This window comes from Azospirillum agricola (genome assembly GCF_017876095.1).
In the GTDB taxonomy this organism is placed as follows: domain Bacteria; phylum Pseudomonadota; class Alphaproteobacteria; order Azospirillales; family Azospirillaceae; genus Azospirillum; species Azospirillum agricola.
Genome location: NZ_JAGINM010000007.1, coordinates 292,048 through 308,932, shown reverse-complemented (window position 1 = coordinate 308,932; position 16,885 = coordinate 292,048). Strand labels below are relative to the sequence as shown.

Genomic DNA, 16,885 nt, shown 5'->3' with positions numbered 1-16,885 from the left:
GCGTCCGCCGAATCAGTCGGACGGCTTGTCGTCGATGTGGATCACCCCACCGCAATGCTTGCAATGGATGGCGTCGAAATCATGCCGGCTCAGCCCGCAGGCCGGGCATTCGACATGGGCCTTGTTGGGCCGGAACAGGCTCTGGGCGAATTTGAGGAAAAGCCCGACGCCCAGCAGCATGATCACCACCGACATCAGCCGGCCATGGGTGCCGACCAGCGTGATGTCGCCGAATCCGGTGGTCGTCAGCGTCGTCACGGTGAAGTACATGGCGTCGATGTAGGAGAGGATGCGGTCGTTCCGCCCGATCTGCGTGACGTACACGAAGGCGGACACCACGAAGACGAAGACGACGAGATTGACCACCGCCAGCATCATCTCGCCGCGCTCGGCGACCCAGCGGTTTCCCCGCCGCAGGTTGCGCAGCAGGGCGTAGGAGCGCAGCAGGCGCATCGCCCGCAGAACCCGGAGGAACGCATAGTCGGAGGTGAAGATCGGGGCGAGCATCGACAGGATCACGACCACGTCGGCCAGGGTCCAGACGCTCAGGAAGAAGCGCCGCCGGTTTCGCGCGACCCAGCCGCGCGCCAGCATATCCGTCAGAAGAAGGAAACCGAGGACGTAGTCGATCCAGAGAATCCAGCCCGACGGCGGCAGGAAGGTGGTGAAGAGGAAGAACAGCACCGTGGCGAGATCGAATCCCGCCATTCCCATGCGGAAACTGGTGTGGGCCTCGTAGAGGAAGCGGATTTTGGCCCGCAGCGACTTCAGCTTGAGAAGCCGATCGGTGTCCGACAGTGCGCCGGCTTCATCGGACATGCCCGCCCCCACAAAGCCCTTTCCAGCCGGCCCTCAGGACATGCGCGGAAACCGCGGCTCCGCCCGCTCGACACCGTTCACGCCCGTGCTCGGCACGGGCATCCACGGGCAAACCTCAAGCACCCACGTCATGATCGGGACAAGCCCGATCATGACGTGGGAAGGCGAATTGGCGGCCGTTCCGCCTCAAACCTCGGCGGAACCACCCGAAAGCCCGATCACTCCGGCGTGGAGGCCTCGCCATCGGCTTCCGGTGTGCCCATCATCGCGTCGGCGACGAGACCGGCGTTGCCGCGGATCTTCGCCTCGATGGCGTCGGCCATCTCGGGGTTGTTGCGCAGGAAGGTCTTTGCGTTCTCGCGGCCCTGGCCGATGCGCGTGCCCTCGTAGCTGAACCAGGCGCCCGACTTGTCCACCACGCCGGCCTGGATGCCGAGGTCGAGCAGTTCGCCCACCTTCGACACGCCCTCGCCATACATGATGTCGAACTCGACCACGCGGAACGGCGGGGCCATCTTGTTCTTCACCACCTTCACGCGGGTCTGGTTGCCGACCACGGTGTCGCGGTCCTTGATGGCGCCGATGCGGCGAATGTCGAGACGGACCGACGCGTAGAACTTCAGCGCGTTGCCGCCCGTCGTCGTCTCCGGGTTGCCGAACATCACGCCGATCTTCAAGCGGATCTGGTTGATGAAGATGACGAGGCAGTTCGACTTGGAGATCGAGCCGGTCAGCTTGCGCAGCGCCTGGCTCATCAGGCGGGCGTGCAGGCCGACGTGGCTGTCGCCCATCTCGCCTTCCAGCTCGGCGCGCGGCACCAGGGCCGCAACCGAATCGACCACCAGCACGTCGATGGCGCCGGAGCGCACCAGCGTGTCGGCGATCTCCAGCGCCTGCTCGCCGGCGTCGGGCTGCGAGATCAGCAGCTCGTCGATGTTGACGCCAAGCTTGCGGGCGTAGGACGGGTCGAGCGCGTGCTCGGCGTCGACGAAGGCGCAGGTTCCGCCGGCCTTCTGGGCCTGGGCGATGGCGTGCAGAGCCAGCGTGGTCTTGCCCGAGCTTTCCGGCCCGTAGATTTCGATGATGCGGCCCTTGGGCAGGCCGCCGATGCCCAGCGCGATGTCGAGGCCGAGGGAGCCGGTGGACACCACCTCCGTGTCGACCAGGTTCTCGCGGGCGCCGAGCTTCATGATCGAGCCCTTGCCGAACGCGCGTTCGATCTGGCTCAGAGCGGCGTCGAGCGCCTTCTGCTTGTCCATGGAATCCTTCTCGACCAAACGAAGCTGTGCGGACGACATGCCCGGTACCTCTCTCTTAGACCACAGGGTCAGCACTCTTGCAACGAGGCTGAATGTACTCTCTTCGTTCCCATTTGCAAGGGCCGATGTTCTCCTGACGTTCTCAAAAAGAGGCCGGGCGGAGACGAGCCGAAAACGATCACGCGCGGCGTCACCGGCCGTCGCGGATGACCTCCTTGACCTTGGAGGCAAGCTGCTTGAGGGAGAAGGGCTTGGGCAGGAAATGCGCGACATCGACGCCGTCGACATCGCCCAGCCGGTCCTCCGCATAGCCGGAAATGAAGATCACCCGCATCTCCGGCCGCAGCCGGCGGACATGGCGGGCCAGCGTCGGGCCGTCCATCTGCGGCATCACCACGTCGGTGATCAGCAGGTCGATGCGGGCGCCGTCGCTCTCGATCTGCTGCAACGCGGCCTCGCCGTTCTTGGCCTCCAGCACCTGATAGCCCTTGTTGCGCAGCGCGCGGGCGGAGAAGACGCGGACGGCGTCCTCGTCCTCGACCAGCAGGATGACGCCGGAGCCGGTCAGGTCGCTGCCGCGCCGCTCGCGCGGCTCGGCGGTGTCGACCGGCCGCACCTCGCCCTGGTGGCGGGGCAGCAGGATGGTGAAGGTCGTCCCCTCCCCCACCGCCGAATCGACCAGCACGAAGCCGCCGGTCTGCCGGACGATTCCGTACACGGTGGACAGCCCCAGCCCTGTGCCCGACCCGACCTCCTTGGTCGTGTAGAAGGGCTCGAAGATGCGTTGCAGATTCTCGCGCGCGATGCCGCAGCCGGTGTCGATCACCTCGATCGAGACGTAGGAGCCGGCGGGAACCGTCTCGTGCTCGCGCCGCTCGGGCTGGGCCAGGCTGTGGTTGGAGGTCACCACGGTCAGCCGCCCGCCGCCGCCCATCGCGTCGCGCGCGTTGACGACGAGGTTGATGATGACCTGCTCCAGCTGGTTCTGGTCCACCTTGACGAGGCCGAGGTCCCGCCCGTGGATCATCTTCAGCTCGATGTTCTCGCCGATCAGCCGGCGCAGCAGGTTGGCCAGCTCGGCCAGCACGTCGGTGACGTTGATGACGCGCGGCTGCAAGGTCTGCTGGCGCGAGAAGGCGAGGAGCTGGCGGACCAGATTGGCGGCGCGGTTGGCGTTCTGCTTGATCTGCACGATGTCGCTGAAGGACTGGTCGCCCGGCTTGTGGCGCAGCAGCAGCAGGTCGCAGAAGCCGATCATCGCGGTCAGCAGGTTGTTGAAGTCGTGCGCCACGCCGCCGGCGAGCTGGCCGACCGCCTGCATCTTCTGCGACTGGGCGAACTGGGCCTCCAGGCTCTTGCGCTCGGTCATGTCGATGAAATGCAGGATCAGCCCGGCGGCGCTCCCACCGCCGACACCGCCCAGGCGGCGGGCGTAGAGCTGAGCCGTCAGTTCCCGGCCGCCGGACAGGCGGACCTCCAGCGGAGCCGCCGGATCGTCGCCGCCCTGCACCGAGGCGAGCCGCGTCGCCACCGCCTCGCGCTCCGCCGGAACGATCAGCTCGGCCATCGGGCGGCCGATCACGCTGCCCGCCTCGCTGCCGATCAGGCCGAGGAAGGCCTGGTTGCATTCGGTCAGCCGCCCTTCCTCGTCGACCAGGGCGATGCCGATCGGCGCGTCCTCGAAGAAGCGCTGGAAGCGCTGTTCGGACAGGCGCAGGGCCTCCCGCCATTCATGCTCCGGCGTCAGGTCGCGCACGACGGAGCGGGTGTGGATCGATCCGCCGTCGTCCGCCACCACCACGCTCTGCGCCACCGAGGCCTGGAAGCGGCGCCCCTGGAAGCCGCGCATGCCGAGTTCACCGCGCTGCTCGGGCCCGCTCCCCTCGAACAGGTCGTAGGGCGCCGCCCCCTCCGGCGGCTCCTCCAGGATGTCGTGCAGCCGCCGGTCGCCGTCGGTCAGGTCGCCCGGTTCGCCGCCCAGCCATTTCGCCAGCGTGGCGTTGACGAACAGGAATTGCCCGTCCTGATCGACCGAGAAGAAGCCGACCGGCGCGTGCTCCATGAAGTCGGCGAGCTTCGACTGCTCGCGCAGCATCACCTGCTCCAGCTCGCGCCGCGCCGTGATGTCCTCGACCCGCCAATGGACGGAGCCGGGGAAGCCCTCGACCGGCTGCCCCTGCACCCGGCGCCATTCCGGGGGGCGCCCGTCCGGCCCCGGCACCGCCAGCTCGGCCGAGGCGGCGGCCCCGGCGTGCACGCGGTCGCGCAGCCGGCTGAACTCGCGGGCGCTGTCGGGATCGGCGGCGAACTGGCGCTCCAGCGCGTCGATCGGACGCTCGCCGGTCCGCTGGCCCGTCAGTTCCCGGAAGGCGGCGTTGACGAAGACGACCTTGCCGCGCTCGTCGCACAGGAGCTGGCCGGCCGGCAAGCCTTCCAGCGCGTTGCCGAGCAGCGCGCCGACCCGCGCCGAGCGGCGGGCCACGGTGAAGACCCGGCCGATCAGCAGCCCCACGCCCGCCGCCGCCGCGACGGCGCCGGCCCAGGTGACCGGCTCGCGGTCGATCAGCAGCCCGGCCGCCAGCGCCGCCAGTCCGGCCGGGGCCAGACCGTAATAGAGCAGGGCCGTCGCCAGCGCGCCGGAGGGCCGGTCCGGCGTGGCCCGGCCGCGGGCGGAACCGAGAAGGGAAGATGCGTCGTCCACCAAAACTCCAACGAACCGGACCGTCGAAGGGGAGGCCGGTTGCGCAGCGTGTCAGTTGCGCATCGCCCGCCCCTTCAGCTTGAAGACATAGGTAATGACTTCGGCGACCGCCCGATAGTGCTCGGAAGGAACCTCCTCGTCGATATCGCAAGCGGCATAGAGCGCACGGGCGAGGGGAGGATTCTCGATCACCGGAACCTTGTTGGCCTCGGCGATCTCGCGGATCTTGAAGGCGACCTGATCGACGCCCTTGGCCAGCACCATCGGCGCGCCCATCTGGGCCGGGTCGTATTTCAGCGCCACCGCGAAGTGGGTCGGGTTGGTCACCACCACGTCGGCGCCGGGCACCGCCGCCATCATGCGCTTGCGGGCGCGCTCGAACCGGATCTGGCGGATGCGGCCCTTGACGTGCGGATCGCCTTCGGACTGCTTGTGCTCGTCTTTTACCTCCTGCTTCGTCATCTTCATCTTCTTGTCGAACTGCATCCTTTGCCAGATGAAGTCGCCGCCGGCGATGAAGGTCAGCACCACCAGAACCCCGATCAGCAGACGGTAGGCCAGCCCGTCGATGTGCTGGAGCAGGGCCATCATCTCGATGCCGATGTAGTTCTCGATGCCCTTGAACATCGGTTGCAGCGCAAGATAGGCGACCCCGCCGACCACCGCCAGCTTGGCCAGACTCTTCGCCAGCTCGACGAGCTGGTTGGCCTTGAACATGTTGGCGATGCCGGGCAGCGGGTTCAGCTTCCCGAACTTCGGGGCGATGAGCTGCCAGGAGATATGGAAGCCGGTCTGCCCGATGGTCGACATCACCCCGGCGACCACGAAGAGCAGGATGGGGAGCCACAGCGCCCACAGGGAATCCATCATCGCCCGGTACAGCAGGGCGCCGACTCCGGCCCGGTCGAAGGTGATCTGGTCGAGATTCTCGAAATAATAGTTCAGGCGAAGGAACATGCCCTTCAGGGTGCCCGGCAGGATCGACACCAGCACGATCGTCATGGCGGCGACCATCAGCCAGTTCGCCACCTCGCGCGTCATCGCGTAGTTGCCCTGCTTGTGGGCCTCGTCGAGCTTCTTTTGTGTCGGGTCCTCTGTTTTGGAGGACTCGTCCGCATCTTCCGACACCGGCTTCTCCCTTGTCGGTCAGCGGGCCGTCACAGCGGCCGCAGGAAATCCACGAAGGTCGACTCGAAACGCGACAACCAGAACATCATCATCGCCGCCAGCGTCAAGGCGAACATCAGCAGGCCCAGCAGCACCTGGATCGAGGTGAAGAGCTGGAACACCTGGACCTGCGGCGCCAGCTTGTTCAGCAGCCCGAGCGCCAGGGCGAAGAGCAGGCCGATGATCAGGAAGGGCGCCGCCATCTGGGCGCCCAGCAGGAAGGTCTTCGACACCAGCTGCCCGATCACGTTCGCCATGTCGTCGATCGGAATCGCCGCCCCCGGCGCGAAGGTGGTGTAGCTGTCGACCACCGCCATGATCAGCAGATGATGCAGGTCGGTGACGAACAACAGCAGCAATCCCAGCCATCCCATCAGCGCGCCGGGCAGCGAGCCGCTGGTCGCCATTGCCGGATTGAAGATCTGGGCGTTGGACAGGCCGCTTTCCAGCGCGACGATGGTGCCGGCGACCTCCAGCGCCCCCATCAGCAGCCGCCCGACGGTGCCCAGGAAGATGCCGACGGTCATCTCCCCCATCACCAGCACGACGAGTTGGAAGGGGTTGTCCGGCATCGGAGGCAGCTGCGGCCGCAGGACCGGGGCGACGACCACGCTGATCGCCAGCGCGAGCAGGAGCCGCGTGCGCGCGGTCACGAAGGCGTCGCCCACCGTCGGCATGACGGTGAAGGCGGTGCCGACCCGGGCGAAGACGATCATCCAGACGAAGAGCTGCTCGCCGACCAGTTGCTGAAGGGCGTTCATCCGCCGGACGGCGCCGCGCCGGGGGTGAGGCCGGTGCCGGGCGTGAAGGGCGCGCCGCCGTTCTGGCCGGCGCCGACGCCGATGGCGACGATGCGGTCGGCGATCTCATGCTGGAAGAATTCGCTCAACTCGCCCAGCATGAAGGGCATCAGCAGGATCGACAGGGCGAAGACCACCAGCAGCTTCGGCACCATCGCCAGGGTCTGCTCGCTGATCTGGGTGACGGCCTGGAACACCGAGATCACCGTGCCGAGCAGCATCATGATGATGAGAATCGGTCCGGCCACGATCACCAGGGTGATGATCGAGGTGCGGCAGAGCTCGATGACTTCGGTTTCGTTCATGACGCGCGCCGGAGGCCGATGGGAAGGCCGGGACGGCCGTCACATCGGCATGCGAAGGATTTCCTGATAGGCGTTCAACACCTTGTCGCGCACCGCCGTCACGGTCTGGAGGGTGACTTCGGCGTTGGTGACCGCCTGGACCACGTCGTTCAGGTCGGCCTTGCCGATCGCGGCCTGCGCCGACATGGTCTCGCTTTTCTGCATCGTGCCGATGGCGCTGTGGGCCGCCTGCTCCAGCACCTCGCCGAAGGACGCGCCCTCGGTGGGTCCCAGGGCCTTCGGTCCGGTCGCGCGGGCGGCGGTGTTGGCATAGGCGGTGGCGGCACTCAGCGGGTTGACCATGATGGCGGTTCCGTAGTCTGGCGTTTACCGGTCCCGCGCGTCAGGTGCGCAGGATTTCGATGGTGCGCGTCAGCATCTGGCGCGCGGTGTCGATGGCGGACAGGTTGGCCTCGTAGCTGCGCTGGGCCTCGCGCATGTCCATCGCCTCGATCACGGAACTGACGTTGGGCAGCAAAACATAGCCGTCGGCGTCGGCCGAGGGGTGCGACGGATCGTAGCGGCGCTGGAAGTCGCCCTTGTCGACGTCGATCTTGCCGACGCGGACCTTCTCGACGTCCATCGTGCGGTCCAGCACATTCTGGAAGGTCACGACCTTGCGGCGGTAGGGAAGATCGCCCGGCGTCTCCGCCGTGGTGTTGGCGTTGGCCAGATTCTCCGAAATGACCTTCAGGCGCGTGCCCTGCGCCTTCATGCCCGAGGCGGAGACCGCCATCGATTGGTAGAGATCCATGCCGTACCCTCCTCAAACCTCAAACCCGCCCGCCGCAGCCGGGCCGGACACCCGTCAGCCGCCGGTGCGGATCGCCGACTTGATCATCATCACCTGCTTCTTATACAGGTTGGTCATGGTCTGATAATCCATCGAATTCTGGCTCATCCGCATCATCTGGTCTTCGAGGATGACGTTGTTGCCGTCCGGCGCCGTCTCGTAGGGATCGCGGACCTTCTGCTCCTGCGCCATGCCGCCGGGACCGCGCGTGCCGGCCAGATGCGAGGCGTTGGTCGCCGTCGGCGTCAGGCGGCGGCTGTCGCTCAGCGCGTCGCGGAAGGTGAAGGATTTCAGATCCTTGGTCTTGTATTCCGGGGTGTCGGCGTTGGCGATGTTCTGCGAGATGACCTCCTGGCGCTGGGTCAGCCAGTCCATCCTGCGCGACATCAGCTTGAAGAGGCCGAGATTTCCGAGGTCCATGGCCCACGTTCCGGATGAGGACGCCGTCCCGTCCGCGCCAGGATTGGGCGGATGAACCACGTCTCCAGCATGGTCGTCCTTTTGCGTTAACGAAAGATGAATCGGGCCGGTCGAACGCCCCGATGTACGGCCCGGCGGGGGCTCCGCGCGGAGGCCGGGGCGGACGTCGCGGGGTGCGGCGAACGCCCCGCCTTTACACTTCGTTAAGCCTGCCGGTCCAGGATGCCGGCATCGCCCGAGCCGAGCGCTCGGGGGCGTCGCTCCAGACTTTCCGGCAGGTATCCCCGCGTGCCCGCGCCTCCGCCCCAGACCGACCGCCCGCCCCCCCAGACGGATCGACCGGCGGACCGGCCGGCCGGCCGGGATCGGACCGCCCGCCGCCCGGTGGCGGTGGCGCTGAAATACGAGCTGGGCACCCAGTCGCTGCCGCGCATCGTCGCCACCGGAAAGGGCACGGTCGCCGAGCAGATCCTGGAGCTGGCCTTCGCCAACGGCGTGAAGGTGCGCGAGGACGCCGATCTGGTCGAGGTGCTGTCCGCCATCGAGGTCGACAGCGACATCCCGGTCGAGGCCATCGCCGCCGTCGCCGAAATCCTCGCCCATGTCTACCGCGCCAACGGCACCCTGCCGCCGGCGCCGACCGACGACGCCGACGAGGAGGCCAGCGTCCCTTGACCGAACCGTCCGCCCCTCTCCCCCTTCCCCCTCCCCCATCCGCCGCCGGCATCGCGGCGCTGGCCGACGCCCTGGCCGAAGCCCGCCGGGAGGCCGACTCCGGCGTGCTCATCGATCTGGCCGGCCTGGAGGAGCGGGTCGCCACCCTGTGCGCCGCCGCCGAGTCCCTGCCCCGCGCCGAGGCGCAGGCGCTGCTCGGTCCGCTGGGCGATCTGGTGGCGGCGCTCGATCCGCTGGCCGCCGCGCTGAGGACCCAGCACGCCACCCGCGACGCGGCGCTGGACGGGCGCGACGATCCGCACACCGCCCGCCAGCGCGCCGCCGCCGCCTATGGGCGCGGCCCGGCCACGCACTCCGCCGCGCACTCCGCCACCCCGCCCTCCCCCGTGTCCGACGACGAGCCGACCTGAGCCATGGATCTCGACCAGTACATCAAGTTCGTGATGGCGCTCCTGTTCGTCGTCCTGCTGATCGTCGCGGTGGCGTGGCTGATGCGGCGGATCGGACTCGGCGGCGTCACCGCCGGAACGATGCGCCACCGCCGCCTCGGCGTCGTCGAGGTGATGGCGCTGGACGCCAAGCGCCGGTTGGTTCTGGTCCGCCGCGACGACCGCGAGCACCTGATCCTGCTGAGCGCCACCGGCGACCTCGTGGTGGAAAGCGCGCCGGCCGCCGATTTCCACAGCACGCTGAGCGCGGCGGCGGCCCAGCCGGCCCCGCTCCCTCCGCGCGGCGGGGAGTCCGCGCCGTGAGCGCCCGCCGCCTTCTCGCCGCCGTGGCGCTGGCGCTGCTGGTCGGCGTCACCGCCGGGCTGTGCGCCGGGCCGGCGCTGGCCCAGAGCCTGACCTTCGACCTGGGCGACGCGGGCGGCACCGCGACCGGCCGCATCGTCCAGATGGTGGCGCTGATCACGGTGCTGTCGCTGGCCCCGTCGATCCTGATCATGATGACGGCCTTCACCCGCATCGTCATCGTGCTGTCCTTCCTGCGCAACGCGCTGGGCGTGCAGCAGGTGCCGCCGACGACGGTGATGATGTCGCTGGCGCTGTTCCTGACCTTCTTCGTCATGGCCCCGGTCTTCGAGCGCTCCTACACCCAGGGCATCCAGCCTCTGATCAACCAGGAGATCGACGAGGTCGAGGCGTTCCGCCGCACCGTCGGCCCCCTGCGCGAATTCATGCTGAATCACACCGGCGAGAAGGACCTGCGCCTGTTCATGGACATGGCGCGGCTCCAGAACGTGCAGGAGCCGGCCGACACCCCGCTGCATGTGCTGGTCCCGGCCTTCATGATCTCGGAGATCAAGCGCGGGTTCGAGATCGGCTTCCTGCTGTTCCTGCCCTTCCTGATCATCGACATGGTGGTGTCGTCGATCCTGATGGCGATGGGCATGATGATGCTGCCGCCGACCATGGTGGCGATTCCGTTCAAGATCATCTTCTTCGTTCTGGTCGACGGCTGGTACCTGATCGCCGGGTCGCTCGCCCGCAGTTTCGGGACGCTCTGAACCCGCCCGAACGGGGATTCCGCGCACTTCGTCGCAGCCGGCCGCCGGGAAGGGCGGGCTTCAAGGCCGCACTGGCGTTGCAGCGCGGAAACGCGTATGAGGGTGGCCATGGTCGCCGACACGCCGGATGGTTTTCCACGGCATCGGTCCCTTGGCTGAGGCATCGCCGTCCCACTCTCGGACCCTTTTCGGACCCTGCTCCATCCATGTCAGACACGACTTTGAAGGCCGCGACGCCCGACACGGGCAAGCTCGCGGGTCTCACGTTCGGTGCGCTCGGCGTCGTGTACGGCGACATCGGGACGAGCCCGCTCTACACGCTCAGGGAATGCTTCGGCGGCGAGCATGGCCTGCCGCTCACCCCCGCCAACATCATGGGCATCATGTCGCTGGTGTTCTGGGCGCTGGTCATCGTGGTGACGGTCAAATACGTGATCTTCGTCATGCGCGCCGACAACAAGGGCGAGGGCGGCATCCTGTCGCTGCTGGCGCTGGCCAGCACCCGGCGACCCGATTCCTCGGGCAAGCTGACGCTGCTGACGGCGCTCGGCCTGTTCGGCGCCTCGCTCTTCTACGGCGACGGCATGATCACGCCGGCGATGTCGGTGCTGTCGGCGGTGGAGGGGCTGGAGGTCGCGGAGCCGGCGCTGGGATCGGCGGTGGTGCCGGTGACGGTCGCCATCCTGATCGCGCTCTTCGCCATCCAGAGCCACGGCACCTCGCGGGTCGGCAGCCTGTTCGGCCCGATCATGCTGGCCTGGTTCACCACGCTCGGCATCCTCGGCCTGATCGAGGTGGTGCGGGAGCCGGCGATCCTGGTCGCCTTCGACCCGCGCTACGCCGCCAGCTTCTTCCTGGAGAACGGCACCGCCGGCTTCCTGGTGCTGGGGGCGGTGGTGCTGGCCGTGACCGGCGGCGAAGCGCTCTACGCCGACATGGGCCATTTCGGCCGGCGTCCCATCCAGATCGCCTGGCTGTTCATCGTCCTGCCGGCGCTCCTGCTGAACTATCTGGGCCAGTGCGCCCTGCTGCTGAGCGATCCCTCCGCGGTGCGCAGCCCCTTCTACCTGCTGGCGCCCGACTGGGGCCTCTACCCGATGATCGGGCTGTCGACCATGGCGGCGGTCATCGCCAGCCAGGCGGTGATCTCCGGCGTCTTCTCCCTGACCCGGCAGGCGGTGCAGCTCGGCCTGTGCCCGCGGCTGGACATCCGCCACACCTCCAACGAGGAGGAGGGGCAGATCTACATCCCGCGCGCCAACTGGGGCCTGTGCTTCGCGGTGATCGGGCTGGTCGTGGTCTTCCAGTCGTCGAGCCGGCTGGCCTCGGCCTACGGCATCGCCGTCACCGGCGACATGATCATCACCACCCTGCTCGCCCTGGTCGTCGCCCACCGCCGCTGGAACTGGAGCCTGCCGCTCTGCCTCGCCGTCGGCGGCGGCTTCCTGATGGTCGACCTGTCCTTCTTCGCCGCCAACGCGGTCAAGATCCCGCATGGCGGCTGGGTGCCGCTGGCCATCGCCGTGGTGACGGTCGGGCTGATGGCGACGTGGCGGCGTGGCCGCGCGGTGCTGAGCATCCGGCTGGCCGAGGAATCGCTGCCGCTCGACGCCTTCATCCGGCGGCAGGCCAAATCCACCGACATCCACCGGGTGAAGGGCACGGCGGTCTTCATGACTTCCAGTTCCAACACGGTGCCGATCGCCCTGCTGCACAACCTGAAGCACAATCAGGTGATGCACGAGCGCGTCGTCTTCGTGACCGTGGTGGTCGACGACGTGCCGCGCGTGCCGGCCAAGGACCGCGTGCTGGTCGAGGGGCTGGCGGAGGGCTTCTACCGCATCACCGTCCGCTACGGCTTCTCCCAGGAACCGAACATCCCGAAGGCGCTGCGCCTGTGCAAGGCGTTCGGGCTGGAGTTCGACGTGATGGCGACCTCCTTCTTCCTCGGGCGCGAGACGCTGATCCCGCAGATGAACTCGCAGATGGCGCTGTGGCGCGAGAAGCTGTTCGTCGTCATGTCCCGCACCTCGGTCAGCGCCACCGACTTCTTCAAGCTGCCGCCCAACCGCGTGGTCGAACTGGGCACCCAGGTCCAGCTCTGAACGGCGGCCGGGCCGCTACGCCAAATTGGCTACCACCTCAAGAACGAAGAGAATCGGCGCTTCAGCGCCGATTTCCGTGATCTGATTTCGGCGTCCCTCCGTAAATGTGATGTGTCTGCCAAGAGCAGACTCCAAATGCATGAGGGATCGCTATGAAGAAGGCTGCGACCGTGGCCCTCGCCACTCTTCTTTTTGCCGGCTCCGCTTTTGCGGCGATGGAAAAGACTGTCGGCGGGGCTCCTATGTATCCCACCAAGACCATTGTCGAGAACGCATCCCAGTCGAAGGACCACACCACGCTGGTTGCGGCCGTGAAGGCCGCCGGTCTGGTCGACACCCTCAACGGCAAGGGGCCCTTCACCGTCTTCGCCCCCACCAACGCCGCCTTCGACGCCCTGCCCAAGGGCACGGTGGACACGCTGCTGAAGCCGGAGAACAAGGGCCAGCTCACCAAGATCCTCACCTACCACGTCGTCCCCGGCACCCTGCGCGCCAAGGACCTCGCCGCCGACATCAAGAAGGGCAACGGCAAGGCGATGCTGAAGACGGTGGAGGGCGAGCAGATCACCGTCATGGAGCAGGGCGGCAAGGTCATGATCGCCGACGCGGCCGGCAACAAGGCCACCGTCACCATCGCCGACGTCGATCAGTCGAACGGCGTGGTCCATGTCATCGACAAGGTCCTGCTGCCGAAGTGACGGCGCGGTAACGGGGACTTTCGCGCCCCCCTTGCCCCAACCCCTCTCCCTCAGGGAGAGGGGTTTTTTCAGCTCGTCGGCTTGGCGGCGGTCTGTTTGCCGCGGTAGTTCTTCAGGAATTTCTGGAACATGTCGACCTCGGCCACCCGGCTGCGGATGGTGCTGACGTCGATCAGCCCCAGCGCCTGCTCCGGCCGGGTCAGCACGCGGAAGGCGTCCTCGTTGGGACCGCCCTTCATCGCCGGCTCGAAATCCTTGCGCATCTGGCTCAGTCCGGTGCCGTCGCCGGCCAGCGCCAGCGCCACGGCCCGGTTCAGCACGAGCTGCGAGGCGCCGGGGTCGAGAATCTGCCCGGCCGGCGGCGGCGGGCCGATCACCTTGTTCAGCGCCAGCGCGGCGGCGTCCCATTTCTGGCCGCGCCACGCGATGTCCACCCGCAGCAGGTTGGCGTTGGTGCTGTCGTCCTCGGCCAGCAGGCGCAACGCCTCGTCGCCGCGGTTCAGCTCGGCCATCGCCTTGGCCTGCATCAGCCGGCGTTCCGCCATCAGGTCGGCCGGGATGCCCGGCACGTTGGACAGCTCCAGCGCCTTCAGCGCCTCCTCCGGCTTGTTGTCGAGCAGCCGGATCGACGCCAGCCGCGTGCCGATGCGCGCCTTGTCCTGGCCGGCCAGCCGGTATTCGACCTGATGCTGCAACAGGTCGGCGGCGCGGTTCAGGAGGTCGACGGCGATCAGCCGCTCGGCGAGCTGGCGGATGATCTCGTCGCCGGCCTCGCCCACCGGGGTCAGCTCGCGGAACTGGTCGTAGAGCTGAAGCGCCTCCAGCGTCGGCAGCCGGGCGGCGCCGTCCTTGTAGAGGTCGGCGAAGATGCGCGACATGTCCTTGGTGATCGCCTCGGCGCGCGGGGTGTCGGCGACCAGGGCCGCCGTCTCCTTCATCGTGTTGAAGCCCTCGGCGTATTTGCCGCCGGCGATCAGCACCTCGCCCATGCGCGAGCGGATCTGCATCTCCAGGTCGTCGCCGCGCCAGGTGAAGGTCAGGCCGGCGAGCTGCTCGGCGGCGGCGGTCGGCGACATCCGGCCCTCCGCCAGCTCCAGGTTGGTCAGGGCCAGCCCGGCCTTGGCGCGGTAGAGCCGGTCGAGGCTCTGGTAGGATTGCTGGAGCTGCTCGCGGGCGCGGTCGGTCTCGCCGGTCTGGGCGTAGTAGAGGCCGCGCAGATACTGCACGTCCGGCCGTTCCTCGGCCTCCGGGCCGCTGCGCTCCAGCACGCGATCGATCAGGCGCTTGGCGTTGGTCGGATCCTGGGTCTCCAGCGCCGCCTCGGCCGCCCTCAGCCCGAGCTTGCCGATCATCGGGTCGGGATAGGAGTTCAGGATCCCCGAGGTCGCCTTGAAGCCGGCCATCGCCGCCGGCCAGTCGCGCTTCTCCGCCGCGATGGCGGCACGCCACAGCGCGGCCTCCGGGTTGCCGGCGAGGCTGGGCACGGTCAGGTCGGCCTCGCCGCCGGCGAGATCGCCGGTCAGCACGCGGGCCGCGCCGCGCAGGGCGCGGAACTCCGGCCAACCCTCCAGGTCGGGCTGGCCCTGCTGGAGCACGTCGAGCATGCCCAGCGTCTCCTGCCCGAAGCCGTTGGCGAAGTAGAAGCGCGCGAGGTCGAGCTGCGCCTTCGGCCGTTCCGATTCCGGAGCGTTGACGACGGCGAGCTGAAGCTCCTGCCGCGAATCGGTGTAATGGTCGAGGTCGCCGTGCTTCCAGGCCGGCAGGTTGAACAGCCGGCGCCCCTGGAGCTGCGGCTCCGCCACGCCCCTGGCGGACGAGGATCCGCCCGGCGAGCCACCCGTCCCCTGGGCCGTCGGCGACGGCTGCGGCATCTGCGGGAAGGGCGCGGCGGGCTGGCCGGCGGCCGGGTTGCCGGCGTCGGCGGCCGGCGACATGTGCAGCCCGCCGGCGGAGGTCAGCTCCACCCCTTCCTTCACCGGGCGGACGGTGACGTTGTCGGAGATCGGCCGCACCACCACGCCCTGGTAGGAAGGCATGACCTCCAGGTCCGGGTAGCGCCGGGACTCGGCCACGCCCAGGCCGGGGCCGGGCAGCGGCACCACCTGCACGCGGTCGCCGACGTCGGGGTCGGAGATCTGAACGACGTTCGCCGCGTCGGGCGCCCGCACCAGCAGCCGCGCGCCGAGCAGAAAGTCCGGCTCCGCATCGATCCGCAGGTCGTTGGCGCCGCTCATGTTCACCGGCCGGGCGGAGGATGTGACCGTCCAGGTCGTGCCCTTCCGTTCCACCGTCGGCCAGACCATCGGACCGATCTTGGTGCGGAAGGCGGTGCCGCCGGTCGCCGGGACCGGCTCGATCCGGCCCATCAACTCGGAACCCGGCCCGGAAACCTTCCCCGCCCCGATGGGCATCGGCCGGTCGAAGACGATGTAGAGCTGACCCGCGCGCGGGTAGACGGCGATCGACGCCGGGCCGCCCGTCTCGAAGGTCAGGGTCGGCCCCTTCGGGCCGGGCGCGGGCTGCGGCTTCGCCTCCTCCGCCGGAGGGGAGGCCGCCGAGGCGGTGGCCGCGTTGGACGCCACCGCCGAGCTGCCCGACCGCGCCGAGGCCACCGTCGGCGGCTCCTTGGGCGGCGGCGCCATCGGCGCGGCCGGAGCCGGGGGGGCCGGAACCGGAGCGGCTGCCGGCGGCGCGCCGGGGGATTGCGCCGGAACCGGATCGGGGCGCACCGTGGTGATGGTGCCGGCCGGGGTTTCGGCGACCGGCCCCTTGCGGGTCCCGGCGTTCAGCACGTCGAGGACGACGCTGCGGCCGGACTTGGAATCCCTGACCTCGGAATCCTGCGGCACCACGAAGGTGACGGCCAGCGCGCCGTTGGGCTGACGGAACTGCTCGATGTTGCGGACGTTGCGCAGGCTGGCCCTCGCCGCCTGCGCCAGATCGGCCGAGCCGCCCTTGTCGAAGGTCACGGTGACGGCGGCGCCGTCGCGCTTCACCGAATACTCGACCGGAGCCGGCCAGTCGAAGGTCACGCGGCTGGCTTCGGGCTGGTCGGCCACCCGCACCCCGACCCGGCCCGCCGACGCGACCGGCTTGTCGGGAGCGGGCTGGGTGGCGGCAGACCGGGTGGCGGCAGGCTGGGTGGCGGCGGGCTTGCCGTCGGCAGCCGGAGCCGACGCGGACGGAGCCGGCTGGCTGGTCGCGGCGGCGGCAGCCGGCGACAGGTCGACGGCGACCGACCGGCCGTTGCGGAAGCTCTTCAGCGTGACCGGACGCTTCAGGTCGAAGACGACGGTCTTGCCGTCCGCCTCCACCCGGCCGCCCGACAGGTAGTCGGGCAAGGCCGACACCGCGCGGTCGAGCGGGGCGTCGATCGGCTGGTCGAAGGCGATGAGCAGCCGGCCGTCCTCGACCCGCGCGCTGTATCCCACCGCCGTCGGCCAGTCGAAGACCATCCGGCCGAAATCCTTGTGGGCGGCGGCACGCACCGGAACGCTGGCGGCACCGGCGGAGGCGACCGGCACGGCCAGCAGCGCCACCGCAGCCGCAAAGCCGCAGAGCCAACGCCGTGTCCCGTATCCCGTCCGCCCCGTCACC

At 68.7% G+C, this 16,885-nt stretch carries 16 protein-coding genes; 6 read left to right on the top strand and 10 right to left on the bottom strand.

The features are described 5' to 3' along the window. Nucleotides 1-12: 12 nt before the first annotated feature. From J2847_RS13080 to flgB, 9 genes are all read right to left on the bottom strand, one after another. Nucleotides 13-819 (bottom strand): ion transporter, encoded by an 807-nt coding sequence (locus tag J2847_RS13080; protein WP_209779376.1) that lies wholly within the window; start codon nucleotides 817-819, stop codon nucleotides 13-15. 218 nt (nucleotides 820-1,037) lie between these two features. Then, nucleotides 1,038-2,117 (bottom strand): recombinase RecA, encoded by a 1,080-nt coding sequence (gene recA, locus J2847_RS13075; RefSeq protein ID WP_209779375.1) that lies wholly within the window; start codon nucleotides 2,115-2,117, stop codon nucleotides 1,038-1,040. Nucleotides 2,118-2,268: 151 nt separating this feature from the next. Continuing rightward, nucleotides 2,269-4,779 (bottom strand): PAS domain-containing hybrid sensor histidine kinase/response regulator, encoded by a 2,511-nt coding sequence (locus J2847_RS13070; RefSeq protein WP_209779374.1) that lies wholly within the window; start codon nucleotides 4,777-4,779, stop codon nucleotides 2,269-2,271. A 51-nt stretch (nucleotides 4,780-4,830) separates the two neighbouring features. Then, a complete protein-coding gene (flhB, locus tag J2847_RS13065; RefSeq protein ID WP_209779373.1) occupies nucleotides 4,831-5,907 on the bottom strand; it encodes a flagellar biosynthesis protein FlhB in 1,077 nt (358 codons plus the stop codon). A gap of 29 nt (nucleotides 5,908-5,936) precedes the next feature. Then, nucleotides 5,937-6,707 carry a flagellar biosynthetic protein FliR gene (fliR, locus tag J2847_RS13060; protein ID WP_209779372.1) on the bottom strand — a complete coding sequence of 257 codons (771 nt, stop codon included), beginning with the start codon at nucleotides 6,705-6,707 and terminating at the stop codon, nucleotides 5,937-5,939. Next, the gene (locus tag J2847_RS13055) at nucleotides 6,704-7,051 is read right to left on the bottom strand and encodes a flagellar biosynthetic protein FliQ (RefSeq protein ID WP_209779371.1); all 348 of its coding nucleotides are present in this window, start codon (nucleotides 7,049-7,051) and stop codon (nucleotides 6,704-6,706) included. Before J2847_RS13055 ends, fliR begins: the two co-directional genes overlap by 4 nt. A 39-nt stretch (nucleotides 7,052-7,090) precedes the next feature. Then, nucleotides 7,091-7,393, bottom strand: coding sequence for a flagellar hook-basal body complex protein FliE (gene fliE, locus J2847_RS13050; RefSeq protein ID WP_085556916.1), 303 nt, complete (start codon nucleotides 7,391-7,393; stop codon nucleotides 7,091-7,093). Between the two features lie 40 nt (nucleotides 7,394-7,433). Next, nucleotides 7,434-7,844 (bottom strand): flagellar basal body rod protein FlgC, encoded by a 411-nt coding sequence (gene flgC / locus J2847_RS13045; protein ID WP_209779370.1) that lies wholly within the window; start codon nucleotides 7,842-7,844, stop codon nucleotides 7,434-7,436. A gap of 54 nt (nucleotides 7,845-7,898) precedes the next feature. Beyond that, complete coding sequence (flgB, locus tag J2847_RS13040) at nucleotides 7,899-8,303, bottom strand: flagellar basal body rod protein FlgB (RefSeq protein WP_085556918.1); 405 nt, start codon at nucleotides 8,301-8,303, stop codon at nucleotides 7,899-7,901. Between the two features lie 288 nt (nucleotides 8,304-8,591). Between flgB and J2847_RS13035 the strand changes: the two genes are divergently transcribed. The 6 genes from J2847_RS13035 (at nucleotide 8,592) to J2847_RS13010 (ending at nucleotide 13,288) form a co-directional block, all read left to right on the top strand. Then, nucleotides 8,592-8,978 (top strand): EscU/YscU/HrcU family type III secretion system export apparatus switch protein, encoded by a 387-nt coding sequence (locus tag J2847_RS13035; protein ID WP_411800572.1) that lies wholly within the window; start codon nucleotides 8,592-8,594, stop codon nucleotides 8,976-8,978. Continuing rightward, nucleotides 8,975-9,388: a hypothetical protein gene (locus J2847_RS13030; protein WP_209779369.1), complete on the top strand. Its 414-nt coding sequence runs from the start codon at nucleotides 8,975-8,977 to the stop codon at nucleotides 9,386-9,388. The genes J2847_RS13035 and J2847_RS13030 overlap by 4 nt, the downstream gene beginning before the upstream one ends. 3 nt (nucleotides 9,389-9,391) lie before the next feature. Further along, nucleotides 9,392-9,730, top strand: coding sequence for a FliO/MopB family protein (locus J2847_RS13025; protein WP_209779368.1), 339 nt, complete (start codon nucleotides 9,392-9,394; stop codon nucleotides 9,728-9,730). Next, nucleotides 9,727-10,485, top strand: coding sequence for a flagellar type III secretion system pore protein FliP (gene fliP, locus J2847_RS13020; RefSeq protein ID WP_085556922.1), 759 nt, complete (start codon nucleotides 9,727-9,729; stop codon nucleotides 10,483-10,485). Before J2847_RS13025 ends, fliP begins: the two co-directional genes overlap by 4 nt. Nucleotides 10,486-10,691: 206 nt before the next feature. Then, a complete protein-coding gene (locus J2847_RS13015; protein WP_209779367.1) occupies nucleotides 10,692-12,590 on the top strand; it encodes a potassium transporter Kup in 1,899 nt (632 codons plus the stop codon). Nucleotides 12,591-12,832: 242 nt separating this feature from the next. Then, nucleotides 12,833-13,288, top strand: a complete 456-nt coding sequence (locus J2847_RS13010) for a fasciclin domain-containing protein (RefSeq protein ID WP_325169400.1) — start codon at nucleotides 12,833-12,835, stop codon at nucleotides 13,286-13,288. 68 nt (nucleotides 13,289-13,356) lie between these two features. Here the strand turns inward: J2847_RS13010 and J2847_RS13005 are convergent, their stop codons facing one another. After that, nucleotides 13,357-16,884, bottom strand: a complete 3,528-nt coding sequence (locus J2847_RS13005) for a tetratricopeptide repeat protein (RefSeq protein ID WP_209779365.1) — start codon at nucleotides 16,882-16,884, stop codon at nucleotides 13,357-13,359. Nucleotide 16,885 lies beyond the last annotated feature (1 nt).

Bases quoted from the DNA above. Each gene is read 5' to 3' on its own strand.
- J2847_RS13080 (WP_209779376.1), bottom strand. From the start codon at position 819: ATGTCCGATGAAGCCGGCGCACTGTCGGACACCGATCGGCTTCTCAAG.
- recA (WP_209779375.1), bottom strand. From the start codon at position 2,117: ATGTCGTCCGCACAGCTTCGTTTGGTCGAGAAGGATTCCATGGACAAG.
- fliR (WP_209779372.1), bottom strand. From the start codon at position 6,707: ATGAACGCCCTTCAGCAACTGGTCGGCGAGCAGCTCTTCGTCTGGATG.
- J2847_RS13055 (WP_209779371.1), bottom strand. From the start codon at position 7,051: ATGAACGAAACCGAAGTCATCGAGCTCTGCCGCACCTCGATCATCACC.
- fliE (WP_085556916.1), bottom strand. From the start codon at position 7,393: ATGGTCAACCCGCTGAGTGCCGCCACCGCCTATGCCAACACCGCCGCC.
- flgC (WP_209779370.1), bottom strand. From the start codon at position 7,844: ATGGATCTCTACCAATCGATGGCGGTCTCCGCCTCGGGCATGAAGGCG.
- flgB (WP_085556918.1), bottom strand. From the start codon at position 8,303: ATGGACCTCGGAAATCTCGGCCTCTTCAAGCTGATGTCGCGCAGGATG.
- J2847_RS13025 (WP_209779368.1), top strand. From the start codon at position 9,392: ATGGATCTCGACCAGTACATCAAGTTCGTGATGGCGCTCCTGTTCGTC.
- J2847_RS13015 (WP_209779367.1), top strand. From the start codon at position 10,692: ATGTCAGACACGACTTTGAAGGCCGCGACGCCCGACACGGGCAAGCTC.
- J2847_RS13010 (WP_325169400.1), top strand. From the start codon at position 12,833: ATGTATCCCACCAAGACCATTGTCGAGAACGCATCCCAGTCGAAGGAC.